The organism is Rhodoblastus sp., from assembly GCF_041915505.1.
Classification (GTDB): domain Bacteria; phylum Pseudomonadota; class Alphaproteobacteria; order Rhizobiales; family Beijerinckiaceae; genus Rhodoblastus.
Genome location: NZ_JAYSBG010000056.1, coordinates 1 through 14,601 on the forward strand (window position 1 = coordinate 1; position 14,601 = coordinate 14,601).

At 63.7% G+C, this 14,601-nt stretch carries 12 protein-coding genes; 7 read left to right on the forward strand and 5 right to left on the reverse strand.

What is annotated here, in order from left to right:
* Positions 1-32 precede the first annotated feature (32 nt).
* From ACE3S9_RS05835 to ACE3S9_RS05850, 4 genes are all read left to right on the forward strand, one after another.
* Entirely contained in the window at positions 33-728 is a 696-nt protein-coding gene (locus ACE3S9_RS05835) for a VIT1/CCC1 transporter family protein (RefSeq protein ID WP_374545509.1), read from the forward strand.
* Between the two features lie 200 nt (positions 729-928).
* Complete coding sequence (locus tag ACE3S9_RS05840) at positions 929-1,855, forward strand: DUF535 family protein (protein ID WP_374545500.1); 927 nt, start codon at positions 929-931, stop codon at positions 1,853-1,855.
* A gap of 93 nt (positions 1,856-1,948) precedes the next feature.
* The gene (locus ACE3S9_RS05845; RefSeq protein WP_374545501.1) at positions 1,949-2,491 is read left to right on the forward strand and encodes a cytochrome b; all 543 of its coding nucleotides are present in this window, start codon (positions 1,949-1,951) and stop codon (positions 2,489-2,491) included.
* A gap of 229 nt (positions 2,492-2,720) precedes the next feature.
* Positions 2,721-4,883 (forward strand): malate synthase G, encoded by a 2,163-nt coding sequence (locus ACE3S9_RS05850; RefSeq protein ID WP_374545502.1) that lies wholly within the window; start codon positions 2,721-2,723, stop codon positions 4,881-4,883.
* A gap of 642 nt (positions 4,884-5,525) precedes the next feature.
* Here the strand turns inward: ACE3S9_RS05850 and ACE3S9_RS05855 are convergent.
* Together ACE3S9_RS05855 and ACE3S9_RS05860 are read right to left on the reverse strand one after the other, a co-directional pair.
* Positions 5,526-5,858, reverse strand: a complete 333-nt coding sequence (locus ACE3S9_RS05855) for a hypothetical protein (RefSeq protein WP_374545503.1) — start codon at positions 5,856-5,858, stop codon at positions 5,526-5,528.
* Positions 5,859-6,437: 579 nt separating this feature from the next.
* On the reverse strand, positions 6,438-8,069 hold the full coding sequence (locus tag ACE3S9_RS05860) for a DUF1254 domain-containing protein (protein WP_374545504.1): 1,632 nt from the start codon (positions 8,067-8,069) through the stop codon (positions 6,438-6,440).
* Positions 8,070-8,411: 342 nt separating this feature from the next.
* Between ACE3S9_RS05860 and ACE3S9_RS05865 the strand changes: the two genes are divergently transcribed.
* A complete protein-coding gene (locus tag ACE3S9_RS05865; RefSeq protein ID WP_374545511.1) occupies positions 8,412-8,555 on the forward strand; it encodes a hypothetical protein in 144 nt (47 codons plus the stop codon).
* 352 nt (positions 8,556-8,907) lie between these two features.
* Here ACE3S9_RS05865 and ACE3S9_RS05870 read toward each other — a convergent pair whose 3' ends face one another.
* Positions 8,908-9,789 carry a LysR substrate-binding domain-containing protein gene (locus ACE3S9_RS05870; RefSeq protein WP_374545505.1) on the reverse strand — a complete coding sequence of 294 codons (882 nt, stop codon included), beginning with the start codon at positions 9,787-9,789 and terminating at the stop codon, positions 8,908-8,910.
* 147 nt (positions 9,790-9,936) lie between these two features.
* On the opposite strand from ACE3S9_RS05870, the gene ACE3S9_RS05875 reads away from it, so the two are divergent.
* Together ACE3S9_RS05875 and ACE3S9_RS05880 are read left to right on the forward strand one after the other, a co-directional pair.
* A complete protein-coding gene (locus ACE3S9_RS05875; protein WP_374545510.1) occupies positions 9,937-10,602 on the forward strand; it encodes a peroxiredoxin-like family protein in 666 nt (221 codons plus the stop codon).
* A gap of 111 nt (positions 10,603-10,713) precedes the next feature.
* Positions 10,714-11,817, forward strand: coding sequence for an NADH:flavin oxidoreductase (locus ACE3S9_RS05880; protein ID WP_374545506.1), 1,104 nt, complete (start codon positions 10,714-10,716; stop codon positions 11,815-11,817).
* Between the two features lie 281 nt (positions 11,818-12,098).
* Here ACE3S9_RS05880 and glcF read toward each other — a convergent pair whose 3' ends face one another.
* The gene (gene glcF, locus ACE3S9_RS05885; RefSeq protein ID WP_374545507.1) at positions 12,099-13,376 is read right to left on the reverse strand and encodes a glycolate oxidase subunit GlcF; all 1,278 of its coding nucleotides are present in this window, start codon (positions 13,374-13,376) and stop codon (positions 12,099-12,101) included.
* Position 13,377: 1 nt separating this feature from the next.
* Positions 13,378-14,601: glycolate oxidase subunit GlcE (gene glcE, locus ACE3S9_RS05890; protein ID WP_374545508.1), on the reverse strand; the 1,224-nt coding region annotated here is incomplete at its 5' end.

Consider the following 14,601-nt stretch of genomic DNA (forward strand, 5'->3'; position numbering starts at 1 on the left):
GCAGCTCCCGCCCCAACCGGAGAAATGGTTCGATGCCCGCCACGCCCCATGTCGAAAAGCATTTCCTCGGGTCGGAAACGGTTCGCGACGTCGTCATCGGCATGTCGGACGGCTTGACGGTGCCGTTCGCGCTCGCCGCGGGCCTCTCGGCCGCCGTGTCTTCGACCCGCGTGATCGTGACGGCGGGCCTCGCCGAAATCGTCGCCGGCGCCATCGCCATGGGTCTTGGCGGCTATCTTGCGGCGCGCACCGACCAGGAGCATTTCGAATCGGAAGAGCGGCGCGAAGCCTATGAGATCGCCCATATGCGCAAGCTCGAACTGTCGGAAGTCCGCGATATTTTCGCCGGCTATGGCCTCTCCGGCGCGCCGCTCGAAACGGTCGTCAACGCCGTCGCATCGGACGAAAAGCGCTGGGTCGACTTCATGATGAAGTTCGAGCTGGGGTTGGAAAAGCCGGACCCGAAGCGGGCGCCGATCAGCGCCGCGACGATCGCGGCCTCCTATTTCGTCGGCGGCCTGATTCCGCTCCTGCCCTATATGCTGGCGAGCGATCTCAAGACGGCCTTGCTCGTGTCCATCATGTGCACGGGCGTGGCCCTGCTCGTCTTTGGCGCGGTCAAGGGACGGCTCACCGGCGTCAATATTGTGAAGTCCAGCCTGCAAACGGCTTTGGTTGGCGGTTTGGCCGCCGGCGCCGCCTTTTATCTGGCTTCGCTGTTCGGGTAGGCGGCCCCGCCGATCGCGCAAAAGCGCGTGACTTTCCTGTTTTGACGGCAATTTGACGGACGCGCCGCGACAAGGTGCGCCCGGACGAATTTGTCGGATGGCGTTCGACGGGGCGGGAATCGGCCGAATGGCCCAAATCCGGTCTCAGCCGCCCTGTCGTCGTCCACGAAAACTCATTTTGACCTGTGATCGGCCGGCGTATGAAATCAGCCTTTCTGTTTGCGTCCGGGGAGCCGTGGGCCGGCGATCCCGCATTTTCGACGCTCGGCTTTATCGCTCGTTTCGGGCATGTTCGCGGCCTGCGGCCGGCATTGCGGTTGGCGTTCAAACTCGCTTGCCGTCCCGACGACGGCTCCGCATGGCTCGCGGAGCTCGACCATCATCGCGTGCGGATGGGTCTTTGCGAAACCGGTTTGCACGCCTATGCGCAGGGCCCGCTCAGGCCCTTCTTACGGGCCGGGTGGACTTTCGAGCAACGATTGCGCGTTTCCCGGACGCACCATTCCGTCGTCGGCGCGGTCCTGCCGGTCGGCGCCATTCGCAACATCTGGGCGGGCCGTCTGATGAAACTCGGCGTCCTCGAAGGGCGTCGCGGCTCGTCCTTCGCGCTTTGGCTCGGCGCCGCCGATTATCCGCGGGAAGGCAATCTGCAGATCAGCTTCACGCGGGAAACGCCCGATGGATCGCCGTCCCTCCCTCTGGCGCGTCTGACGTTTTCGCTTGCCGAATGGACCGAGACTCGCCCCCTCCGCGCGCTCCTCATCGGCGGCCTGCAAGGCAGCCGCCACCAGACGGCCAAACGCGCGATTATCGAAGCCACCAGGGATTTGCGAGGACTGCGCCCCAAGGCGGCCGTGACGCTGGCGGCGCAGGCCTTTGCGTCTTGCGCGAATTGCGATGCCGTTCTCGCGGTCGCCGACGCCAACCACGTGGCCAACGCCCGGAGCGGAAACGCGCCGCCGCAGAAGGCGGCGAATTACGATGCGTTTTGGCGCGAGCGCGGCGGTTTGCCGCACGCCTCGATCGGGTTCGAATTGCCGATGCGCCGCGAAGACGAGCGACTTGTGCGGAGCGCCATTTCGGATTGCGTCGCGTCAATTTTCGACCGGAAGAAAACCCTTCTCTGACAAATCATTCGTCGGAGATTCGCTGGCGGCGCCGGAGACGCGGTCAAATGTGATCGCCGGCCCGGCGCTCAACGAGAACTGGAGTCCATACGAATGGCCACGGCCCGTTATAGTTCGACCGCGATCGCGCTTCACTGGAGCATCGTCGCCTTGATCGTCATCGCTTTCGCGCTCGGCCTGACGATCGACGAATTTCCGAAGGAGGCCAAGAGCGCGGCGATCAACGCTCATGCCTTGATCGGCCTGGCCATCCTTGTCCTCTCCATCCTGCGCCTCTCCTGGCGCGTCGCGACGCCGCTCCCGCCGGCGCCCGCTTCGCTTGGCCGCATCACGCTTCTGGCTTCCGGCGCGGCGCATGCCGGACTCTACGTCCTGATGATCGCGATTCCAGCGATTGGCGTTCCGACCCTGCTTTATCGCGGTCGCGGATTGGACTTCGGGCTGTTTTCCGTCGCCTCACCGTTCGAGCGGACGCCGGAGATTTTTCGTCCTTTGACCGATATCCACGAGATCGCCTCTTACGCGCTCGTCGGCTTGGCCGTCGCCCATGCGCTGGCGGCGCTGTATCATCACCATGTCTTGCGCGATGGCGTCTTGCTGCGCATGCTGCCAGGCGTGCCGAACGATGAAGGCTGACGGGTAGGCTCGGGCTTCCGTCATGCGAGATCGCGCTGCATTTCGGCGCAAGCTTATAAGATTGATTGAAAATTAAGGGCGCCGGCGAAGCCGGCGCGCCTTTTTTTCTTTTCAGGATGGCGCGGCGCCGACATAGTGTTGCGCTCCAAACGCCGGGGAGGCGCGGCGCCTTGCGCCGAACAGACGCCTAAAAGCCGCAGTCCAAGCGGCGTCACAACGGGAGCCCCCTATGTCCGACCGTTTCCGCCACGGGCGAATCGCCGTCGCGTCCGTCTTGCACGATTTCATCAATCGCGAGGTTCTCGCCGGCCTGGCCATCCCGCCCGAGGCGTTCTGGCAGGGGTTTGAGGCCTATATCGCCGAGCTCGCGCCGCGCAATCGCGCGCTGCTGCAAAAGCGCGACGCCTTGCAGGCGCAGATCGACGCCTGGCACGGCGCGCGCCGCGGCAAGCCCTTCGACCTTGCCGCCTATCGGGCCTTTTTGGGCGAGATCGGCTATCTCGCGCCGCGCGGCGGGGCTTTCGCGGTCGCGACCGCCCATGTCGATCCGGAAATCGCGTCGCAGGCGGGGCCGCAACTGGTCGTGCCGATAATGAATGCGCGCTACGCCCTCAACGCCGCCAATGCGCGCTGGGGATCGCTCTATGATGCGCTCTATGGCACGGACGCCGTGATTCCGCCGGACCCAACGAAAAAGGGCTACGATTCCGCGCGCGGCGCCCAGGTCATCGGCTGGGGACGTGATTTTCTCGACCGCATCGCGCCTTTGAGCAGGGAGTCGCACCGGGACCTCACCCATTATTACGTCGAAAACGGCGCCCTGCGCGGTCAATTGGCGGATGGCGGCGTGACCGCGCTCGCCAATCCGGCCCTGTTCGCGGGCTATGCCGGCGATCCCCTTGCGCCGCGCGCCATCCTGCTGCTGCATAACGGCCTTCACGTCGAAATCCGCGTCGACCGCGCGCATCCGATCGGCAAGACCGACCGCGCCGGCGTTTCGGATATCGTTTTGGAATCGGCGCTGACTGCGATCCAGGATTGCGAGGATTCGGTCGCGGCGGTCGACGCCGACGACAAGGTTGTGGTCTATCGCAACTGGCTCGGCCTGATGAAGGGCGATTTGTCCGCGACTTTCGACAAGGGCGGCCAGGAGCTGGAGCGCCATATGGCGCCGGACCGGGTTTACAAGGCGCCGAATGGCGAACGCTTCAGCCTGCCGGGCCGCGCCTTGCTGCTGGTGCGCAATGTCGGTCATCTCATGACCAATGACGCGGTTCTGGTCGACGGCGAAGAGGCGCCGGAAGGCCTGCTCGACGCCATGTTCACCAGCCTGATCGCGCTTTACGACCTCAGGGGCCTCGGCCGCTGCCGCAACAGCCGGGCCGGCTCGGTCTATATCGTCAAGCCGAAGATGCACGGGCCTGAGGAAGTCGCTTTCGCGGATGAGATTTTCGGCCGCGTCGAGGACCTGCTCGGCCTGCCGCGCTTCACGATCAAGATCGGCATCATGGACGAGGAGCGCCGCACCACGGTCAATCTCGCGGAAGCGATCCGGGCGGCCAAGGACCGCGTCTTCTTCATCAATACCGGCTTCCTCGACCGCACCGGCGACGAGATTCACACCTCCATGGAGGCAGGCCCCATGGTGCGCAAGAACGACATGAAGAACGCCGCCTGGATCGCGGCCTATGAGGACAACAACGTCGATGTCGGCCTGGCTTGCGGCCTGCCCGGCCATGCGCAGATCGGCAAGGGCATGTGGGCCATGCCCGACCTGATGAACGCCATGCTCAAGGCCAAGGGCGCCCATCCGCGCGCCGGCGCCAATACCGCCTGGGTGCCCTCGCCGACCGCCGCGACCCTGCACGCCACCCATTATCACGAGGTCGATGTCGCGGCGCGCCAGAAGGCGCTTTCCGCGCGCAAGCCGGCGGAGCTTGATTCCATCCTGACGATCCCGCTCGCCGACCGGCCGAACTGGTCGCCCGAGGAAATCAACGAGGAGCTGGAGAACAACGCCCAGGGCATTCTGGGCTATGTCGTGCGCTGGATCGACCAGGGCGTCGGCTGCTCCAAAGTGCCGGATATTCACGGCGTCGGCCTGATGGAAGACCGCGCCACCCTGCGCATTTCGAGCCAGCATATCGCCAATTGGCTGCGCCATGGCATTTGCGAGGAGGCGCAGGTCCGTGAGGTGATGAAGCGCATGGCGGCGGTGGTCGACCAGCAGAATGCGGGCGACCCGCATTACCGGCCGATGGCGCCCAATTTCGACAACAGCGTCGCCTTCCAGGCCGCCTGCGATCTGGTGTTCAAGGGGACCGAGCAGCCCAACGGCTATACCGAGCCGGTGCTTCACGCGCGCCGCCGCGAGGCCAAGGCGCGGGGGTAGCGAAACGGTCCGTTCGCCTCGTTTCCGTCATTGCGAGGCGCGCAAGCGACGAAGCCATCCATGTTGTGGTTCCGCGCCGAAGCGGATGGCTTCGCCGCGGCGCGTCGAATGACGGGCGTTTTTCGCAAGGGTGGAAAGAATTCCGCACTTTTCGCGCCGAAGATTTGTTCGTGTTATGTTCCATGTGAAACAGACCCAGCTGTCTCGCCCGGAATCCCTGCGTTTCACGCGCGCCGTCGCTCGGCATGGCGCGGCACAACTTGTTGGTTGGCTATGGAAGTTCGACTCGCATTTTCGCGTAAATGAGACGGGATTTTGCGGGAAAGGACGCGAAAACAGGCGCGTCCCCGGCGTTTTTTCAAGAATTTCGTCGCGCGCGGCGCCGCGTGGACGACGCCCAGAACGCTACAACCTCCGCCTGAAATCGTGACCGCCAAGATGACACGGCTTTCGACCGTTCTGAAGCCAAGTCGCATCGACCGTTTTCGGCGGATTGCGGAAGACCACGAGAGCCGATGGCAAGGGCGGCTTAGCGCCAAGCTGCAGACATCGGCGGAGACTTGCACCTGATTTCTACACGGTCCAGCGCATTGATCGGACGGGGCTCGGCTACCCGTGCAAAAATCTTGAGACCTGCACTATTCATCGCTCGCAGTCGGCTTGAACGCTTCCCGCTTGGATCAGAAGCACATCCCGATTTGTGAAGACGAACGAATATTTTCCTTCGGCGGCAGGCCGCAGTTCGCTAATCCAGCCTCCTACGGCCTCGTTGAGATTCCCTCCGAGAACGGTAGCCGAGATGAATCTGAGAGTGAGAGGGCATTCCTCGCCTTCCGGTTTGCTCAAACCGCGCTCGTTAGCCCATTGATCATCGAATTGAATTTCTACGTTGCCCGCGTCAAGTCGAGCAGAAGTAACGCACGCGTCGTGCAGGTGCCCGCGTTCAAAGAACCATTTCTCGTCAATTGTCGTCACTATCCACTAGCTCCGCTTCGCCTAGGCAAAAAGCCCAATTTTGCCTTGTAGTGCAAACCGCTCCATGATGTGCAGATTTCTCGATTTTTGCTCTGCGTGATGACGGCTAACGGCTCATGATGAGACGGTCGCCGACCTGATCATGAAGGTCAACAATGAGCCGAAGGCCGTCATTGCGAGCGGTGCGAAGCAATCCATCTTGCGTGCAAGCAGCAGTGTGGATTGCCGCGTCGCCTCCGGCTCCTCGCAATGACGGCTCGGGGCCGATGGTGGCGGCTGGGGCGGATTGGGCGTGGCGGCGCGGGCGAAGGGATCACGGGCGCCGCGCGGGCGAGCCGGTAGGCCGCACCTTCGCGTGAAATTGTGGCAGACCATAAGGCTGTGCTCGCGACCGTTCCGAAGCCAGATCGCGCGCCTCAATGGTCGCTGAGGGCGCTCGGGGGCGCCTTGCGTTTAGAATGGCGCCTTATGCGAAAAATCCTGCCCGGCGAGCAGCGCGAGCTGTTCGTCATAAGCCGGATCGTTCGTCATGACCGTGTATTTGAGGCCGTGGCGGACCACGGCCTCGTCGCCGACATTCTATTTGACGAGTTCGATCTCGCCAGCGCGCCAGCTCTTGTCGAAGAAGGACGGCAGCGGGCTATAGAGGCGCAGGATCGTGAACCAGCCCTTGCCCGGCGCGGTCTGGATCCAATTGCCGCGCGCGACGCCCTTGGGCTGCGACGGTCCGAACCAGACGGTGGTGCTGCCGTCGGCGGCGGCCTCGGCGGCAGGCGAAGGATAGCTCTGGCTGCCGGCGCGCGGATAGTTCTGCGGCGTCTGCAGCATCGATCGGGTTTGGTTATCGTAGAGCGTGAGCGACCAGAACGCCTCCGCCGGAATATGCGCGGGCAATGTCACCTTGTAGGTGTTGGCGCCGTCGAACGGGTTGCCGTCAGCATCGACGAAGCCCATCAGATATTGCGAGCCGACGCCCGGAATGCGCATGATCATGCCGGGCGAATCGAGCGTGTAGCCGTAATAGAAGGCGGTGCGCGAATCGAGCGTGCGCGCTCCCGTCGGCGGCAAGGGCTTGAACATGCCGGCCTCGAACAGGGGAGGCGGCGTCTCGAAGTCGGCCCCGCCCTGCCAAAGCATGCTTCCCCAATGCGAGCCCTCGTAATAGGCCCAGTCGGGGTGCTTCATCGCGTAACGCCAGTTCAGCGCGCGGCCGGTGGCCTGTCCGAACGCGGCCGCGTCAGACAGAATCTTCGTCATCCGCGCGTCGGGTTTGAACGGTTTGCCGTGGACGATTCCGATGGCGGCGAGCTGGCCGGCGAGTTCCTTATCGTAGCTCGTGGCGGGTTCGCTCTGGACGTTTTCGTTGATCAGTTCGAAAAAGCCGATGTCGCTCGGCGGAATCGTGTTGAACGACAAGCCGCTGCCCTCGATGAACTTCGTCTCGGGAATCTTGGGCTCACCGGCGATGCGGACCGTACCCTCCAGCGCCTGCGCGATGCTCGTGCCGAAGGATCCCGGCTGGTAGGGATAGATCTTCATGGTCTTTTTGATGTTCTCGACCGCTGGGCCGGGATCGTTGTCGTGCAGATAGGCGCGCGCCGCATACATCGCGTAGTTCGTCTTCGAACGCGCGATGAAATAGCCGCCCTCCGGCAGCGGACCGTCATAGTCGGGTCCGACGATCAGATATTTTCCGCCGAGCCCCCGATCCGGTCCGGGGCCGCCGATGTCGATGATCCAGGAGAACCACATGTCGTTGATGGTGCCGACCGCGCCTGGCGGTTGTTCGACCACCATCGGACCTTTGCTGAGGTCGAGACCGGTCAGATAGTAGACCGTGTCGGCATTGGCCGTCAGAAAGAGCGAATGGGAATCCATCAGCTTCGAGAAGATGACGACATCGCCGGGCTTGGCGCCGATTCCTTCGAAGCCCTTGACGATCGCCAGCGCCGAGGCGCCGCGGAAACTATTGTTGTAGGCGTTGAGCGCCTGAGTGAAGTCCAGAACGTCGTAGGTCGTCGTGGCTGTGTCGACCGTCGGCACGCCATCCTTGAAGTTGAGCGGGCCCGCGCTGGTTGTGAGCGTGGCCGGCGCGCCGAGAGAGTTGACGACCTTGTCCGGAACCTGCGCGCTCGCGGTCGCCGCCGAGGCAAGCAGGGCGCCCGCAACGGACCAGGCGCAGAGCGCCGGCCGGCAATTTCTCTCAAACAATCCATGCGCCATAATCTGTCCCCGAAACTGACGTTTCTGCGTTGCGTTCGAGCCGCCGCTTCAAATCAAGGCTTTTCAGCAGAGGAATTTGCAGGACACTAAGTGTCTTCCAACGCCTTGGCAATACTGTTCTACTACAAGGAATTACGACTTTAGCTCTTGAGGAGACGTTGACGAAGGCAGGGCGATGAGGCGTTCGCAAGCAGCGTTGGGAAGGCCGCATTCGAGCCGAAGTCCGTCATTGCGAGCGGGGCGAAGCAATCCATCTTGAGTGCATGCGGCAGTGTGGATTGCCGCGTCGCCTTCGGCGCCTCGCAAGGGTGGTTCAGGGCCGACGGGCTCATGACTCTGCCGACGCCCGATTTCGTCAGGAGCGTCGCCTTCCAGGCGGCCTGCGATCTGGTGTTCAAGGGGACGGAACAGCCCAACGGCTATACCGAGCCGGCGCCGCATGCGCGCCGGCGCGAGGCCAAGGCGCGGGGGTAGCGAAACGGTCCGTTCGTCCCGGTTCAGTCATTGCGAGGCGCGCAAGCGACGAAGCAATCCACGTTGCGGTTCTGCGCCGAAGCGGATGGCTTCGCCACGGCGCGTCGAACGACGGGCGTTTTTCGCAAGTGTGGAACGAATTCCGCGCTTTTCACGCCGAAGACTTGTTCGTGGTGAGGTATTCACGATGCTGACCACGCGGCCGGGTCCGGACATGGCCCGCTTCATGATCGGCAGATTGCGATCGTAAGCCGAGCGCATTGGACGGATTAGCTCGATCCAACATCAGCGAAGACAATCCTGAAGCCACTGCCGCGAGCACCCTGGATGTCGCGTTTGTGGTCTAGCAACGTCAGACGCGCGGCAAGATGTCCGCAAGATAGGCTACGATTGCGCGCGCCGAGGGTTTAGCGGCGCGGCCATTTGTCAATACGGCATGGATATCCACGGAGCCCAAGTCCCATTCGGGCAAAACTTGCACGAGGACGCCACTTTCGAACTCGCGTCTGATGGCCGGCAAAGTCGTCAAAACGATTCCCATGCCTTCGACTGCGGCTAGCAACGCGCCCTGCAAGACGGTTATCCTCAGGCGCCCCTCAAGGCGGACAGAAACGGTCGTTCCCTCTTTGTGGAACGTCCAATCCCCGACGCCCTGCGGACCGACAATGATCGCGTGGGCAGACAAGTCTGCCGGAACATTCAGGGCCGGAGCTGTTCTCAGATAGCTCGGGGCTGCGGCGAGCGCGCGCGGCCAGCTGACAAGCTTGCGAGCGGTCGCCGTGGAGTCCGCGAGCGCTCCGAAACGAAACGCAACATCCACCCCCTCCTTCACCAAGTCTTGCTTTTGGTCATCGAGCAACAGATCGACTCGCAACGCCGGATGGCGATCAAGGAAGGGCTTGAGGTGCGGGATCACGATGCGCGCCGCCAGGCTGGTGCCAATGCCGATGCGCAATGTGCCCCGTAATTCGTCCGAATGGCGGGCCGTTTGTTCCGCTTCGTCGAGATCGGTCAGGATCGGCTCGATCCGAGCGAGAAAATCGGCGCCGGCCTCAGTCAAGGTGACGGCCCGCGTCGTACGGACGAGAAGCGACGCCCCGATGTCCCGCTCCAGCGTGGCGATCGTGCGCGAGACCGTCGACTGGGGCGCGCCGAGTTCCCGGCCAGCGACGGAAAAACTCCCGAGACGTGCGACCCGGATAAACAATCGAAGGGCGTCGAGGTGGTCACTCATAGCAGAAATGGATAAGTCAAAGCCACACAGCCTGGCTAGTCCAATCAGGCGGAATGATCGATTTTCCTGTCATCGCGCTCGTCGCGCCAACCAGGGATATGATCGATGACTCTTCAGGAAACCCTCGCCACGATCGCGAAATCCGGCCTGCCGCTGCAAGGCAAGCTCGATGCGCTGAAATCCGAATTCGAAACCAAATTCGCCCCGCCGGCAGTGGTCGAAGCGCTGCATCGCGCCACCGACGAACTGATCGCGTCGGGCGCCCAGAACCGGGCGCTGAAAGCGGGGGAAACCGCGCCGGAATTCACCCTTCCTGACGCTGACGGCAATCCCGTATCTTCCAAGGCGCTGCTCGCCAAAGGGCCGCTTGTCGTCACCTTCTATCGGGGCGTCTGGTGTCCTTACTGCAACTTCGACCTGAGCGCGCTGGAAGAGGCCCGCCCGGAAATCGAATCGCGCGGCGCCAGCCTGATCGCGATCTCGGAACAGACGGCGCCCAATAGCCGCAAATCGCAGCGACAGAATGGGCTCGGGTTTCCGATTCTGGGCGATCACGGCGGTGAAATAGCGGCTCAATTCGGCGTACGCTGGATTTTGCCTGACTATCTGCGCGAGGTTCAGAAAGCGCTTGGCGCCGACCTGACGCAGTTCAACGGCGAGGACAGTTGGACGCTGCCGATGCCAGCCCGCTATGTCATCGCGCAGGATGGCGCCATCGCTTACGCCGAGGTGAACGCCGACTATACCCGGCGGCCCGAGCCTTCGGCCATCTTACCGGTTCTGGAGCAACTGGGCCGCCGCCACGTCGCGTGATTTCCTTTCGATAATCTGTTCGATCGGATCGATCTTCGGCGCGCCAACGCGCCGAAGACCGGGTTTGCCGATGCTGAAAACGCCCGATTAATGCTTCTGGGGGTCTGGACGATGGACATTGACACGAGCGCGCTTTTCGCGCCGATCGCCATTAAAGGCCGTATTGTGAAGAACCGTCTCTCTGTCGCGCCGATGACGCGCATCTCCGCGACCCAGGATGGCCGGGCGACCGAGACGATGACCCGCTATTACGAGCGTTTCGCGCGGGGTGGTTTCGGGACGGTCATCACTGAAGGTATTTACACCGATCAGGCGTTCTCTCAGGGCTACGTCCATCAGCCCGGCATGACTGACGAAGCGCAGGCCAATGCCTGGAAGCCGGTCGTCAGCGGCGTCAAGGCGCATGGCGCGCTCGCCATCGCTCAATTGTTGCATGCCGGCGCACTGAGCCAGGGCAATCGCTTTCGCGACTCCACGGTGGGGCCCTCTCCAGTCCAGCCGAAGGGCGAGCAGATGACGTTCTATCACGGCAAAGACCGCTACGTTCTGCCGGCTGCGATGACCGAGGCGCAGATCGTCGACGCCATTGACGGCATTGCCGAGTCGGCGGAGCGCGCCATCGAGGTCGCCGGGTTTGACGCGATCGAAATCCATGGCGCCAATGGATATCTTCTCGACCAGTTTTTGACCGACTACACCAATAAAAGAGCGGATCGGTGGGGCGGCGACACGGAGAGCCGCCTGCGATTGATCCTCGAAACCTTCAAGGCGGTGCGTGCGCGGGTCGGCGCCAAGGCGCCGGTCGGCGTCCGCATCTCTCAAGGGAAGGTGAACGACTATTATCACAAGTGGGCCGATGCGGAGCGCGACGCGGAAATCATCTTCGGCAGCCTCGCGGAGGCCGGCGCGGACTTCATTCATGTGACCGAATTCGAGGCTTGGAAGCCGGCATTTACTCCGGGAGGTCCATCATTGATGAACCTCGCCAAGCGCTATGCGCCCAAAGCAGCGATCTTTGCCAATGGCAGTCTGCACAATGTCGAGCAGGCGGTGGCTGCGCTCGACGACGGCGCCGATATCGTCACCATCGGCCGTTGGGCGCTTGCAAATCCCGACTTACCGAGGCGTTTGTCCGATCGAGGCATCCTTAACGACTTCGACCCGACCATCCTTGGCCCTATCGCCAACATCAAGGAAACGGAGCTGGTGATGTGAAGTCAACTCGATTGCCACGGCTCTCAGAGGTGAATTCCAGCGCGATGTAAAAGGTCCGCCGTCGGCAATCGATTGATGGGCAAAGCAAGTTCGGCGACCGGCGGCTTCGGGTCATGATGAAACCATCCCAAGCGACCGGAGCTACGACCGCTTCGAGCCGAAGGCCGTCATTGCGGGCTCAGCGAAGCAATCCATCTCGCGCGCAAGCGGCGGGATGATCGCATAGGAAGCTGCCGGCGCCTGGCGAAAGGATCGCGGACGCCGCGCTCGCTTACCCTCTCCTAAATCCCATCCGGCTTCGGCCCGCCGGTCGCCCAGTCGAGCAATTCGACCGTGTGGACTACGGGGATTTGCGTTCCCGTGGCGATCTGGGTCAGGCAGCCGATATTGCCGGCGGCGACCACGTCGGGTTTGACGTTTTCGAGATTGGCCACTTTGCGGTCGCGCAGTTGCAACGCGATTTCTGATTGCAGGATGTTGTAGGTTCCGGCCGAGCCGCAGCACAAATGGCTTTCCGCCGGCTCCAGCACGGTGAAGCCGCATTGCGCCAGCAGCTTTTTCGGCTCCTCGCGGATTTTCTGGCCATGCTGGAGCGAGCAGGCGGAATGATAAGCGACGCGCAATCCGGGTTGGATCGTGGCCGCGCGCAGGCCGAAGGTGGCGAGGAATTCCATGATGTCGCGCGCCAGCGCCGCAATTTTTTTCGCCGGTTCGGCCAAGGCCGCGTCGTCGCGGAACATGAAGCCGTAATCCTTGACCGTCGTGCCGCAGCCGGAGGCGTTGACGACGATCGCGTCAAGGCCATCGCCCTGCATTTCGCGCGTCCAGGCCGCGATATTGGCTTTCGCGAAAGCGGTCGCATCCTGTCCCATATGATGGGTCAAAGCCCCGCAACAGCCCGCTCCGCGCGCGACCACCACCTCGCAGCCATGCCGGGTCAGTAGTCTGATCGTGGCCTCATTGATCTGCGGCGCCAGCGTTTTTTGCGCGCAGCCTTCGAGCAAAGCCACGCGCGCCCGCTTCGCGCCTTCCGGCGGGAAGACGCGCGGTCCTTCGAGGGGAGAACGCGGCGGCAGGCGCGCGGGCGCGAGCGCCAAAGCGGCCTTCAGGCTGCCGGGGAGAAGAAAGGCGAGCGGCCGCGCCATCCGCGATGCGGTCAGGGCCAGGCGGAACAGGTCGGGCCTGGGCAACACCAGCGCGAGCAGGCGGCGGATCAGGCGGTCCGGCAAGGGGCGGGCGTAGGTCTGTTCGATCCGGTGGCGGGCGTGGTCGACCAGATGCATGTAATGCACGCCGGAGGGGCAGGTCGTCATGCAGGACAGGCAGGTCAGGCAGCGGTCGACATGTTTGACTGTGTCGGCATCGGCCGGGCGGTCGTTTTCCAGCATGTCCTTGATGAGATAGATGCGGCCGCGCGGGCTGTCGCGCTCGTCGCCGAGCAGCACATAGGTCGGGCAGGTCGCGGTGCAGAATCCACAGTGCACGCAAGCGCGCAAGATCTTGTCGGCTTCGCGCAGGTCGGAATCGGCGAGCTGGGCCAAGGTGAAATGGGTCTGCATCTCACGCCCCTTCGCGCATCCGGCCGGGATTGAACACGCCGCACGGGTCGAAGCCCTGCTTGATCTTCTGGCTCAAGGCGGCCAGAGCGGCCGACTCGGGCTCGAAGACCGGCGTTGTGGCGCGCGTCGCCTCCGGCGCGACGATCAGCGTGGCGTGGCCGCCAAGCGGCTTGAGCGCGCCCCGGACCAAAGCCGCGCCGGCGTCCGGCCCCGCTTCGGCGGCGTCGAGGCTCAGCCCGACCAGCCCGCCGGCCCAGTCGTAGAAATGATCGGCCGAAGGCGCCCTGGCGTGGATCGCCGCGACCAGAACGGGCGCCAAAGCCGGCGTCGGGCACAGCCGCCAGATCACCCGCCCGGCCGGCGGCAGCAGCGGCGCGACCTCGCCGATCTTGCGCCACAAGGCTTCGGCCTCCGCCGCGCCGAGCCGCGCGCCGGCGCCGAACAGGCGCTCCAACGCCTCGGCGCGAAAGGCGATCGAGGGGGCGGGGCCCTCCAGTCGTAATATTGTCAGGCCGCTGTCGGCGAAGCCGAGTCTTTGCGCCGCCGCCGCCGGCAGGTGGGCGGCGGAGGACACCTCGAAGGGCGTGTTCAGCGCCTTGGCCATCAGCGCGACCCCGGAATCATCGGCGAGACCGGGCAGGAGCAAGGCGCAAGCGGTTTCCGGGCGCGGCATGACCTTGATCGTGACCTCGGTCAGCAGCGACAAAGTGCCGAACGAGCCCGTCATCAGCTTGCACAGATCGTAGCCGGTGACATTCTTCACCACCTTGCCGCCGGCCTTGAAACTTTCGCCGCGGCCGCTGATGGCGGAAAAGCCGAGGAAGAAATCGCGCGCGGCGCCGGCGCGCAGGCGGCGCGGGCCGGACAGGTTGCAGGCCAGGGTTCCGCCAAGGGTTGGCTCGCCTGTAGTGGGTTCGCCGGTCGTGGCGCCGAGCAGGCCGCGCCAGTCCGGCGGCTCGAAGGACAGCATCTGACCTCGATCGGCCAGCATCGCCTCGATCTCCTTGAGCGGCGTCGCGGGGCGGGCGGTCAGCACCAGTTCCGCCGGCTCGTAATCGACCACGCCGGCGAGTCGGGAAATATCGAGCAAAGCGTCGGCGCGCGCCGGTCGCCCCAGCGCTTGCTTGCTGCCGCCGGCGCGGATCTCCAGGCTCTTGCGCTCGGTCGCGGCCCACAGGACCATTTCCGCCGCCTGGGCCGCATCGCTGGGCTGGAAATCGGTCAT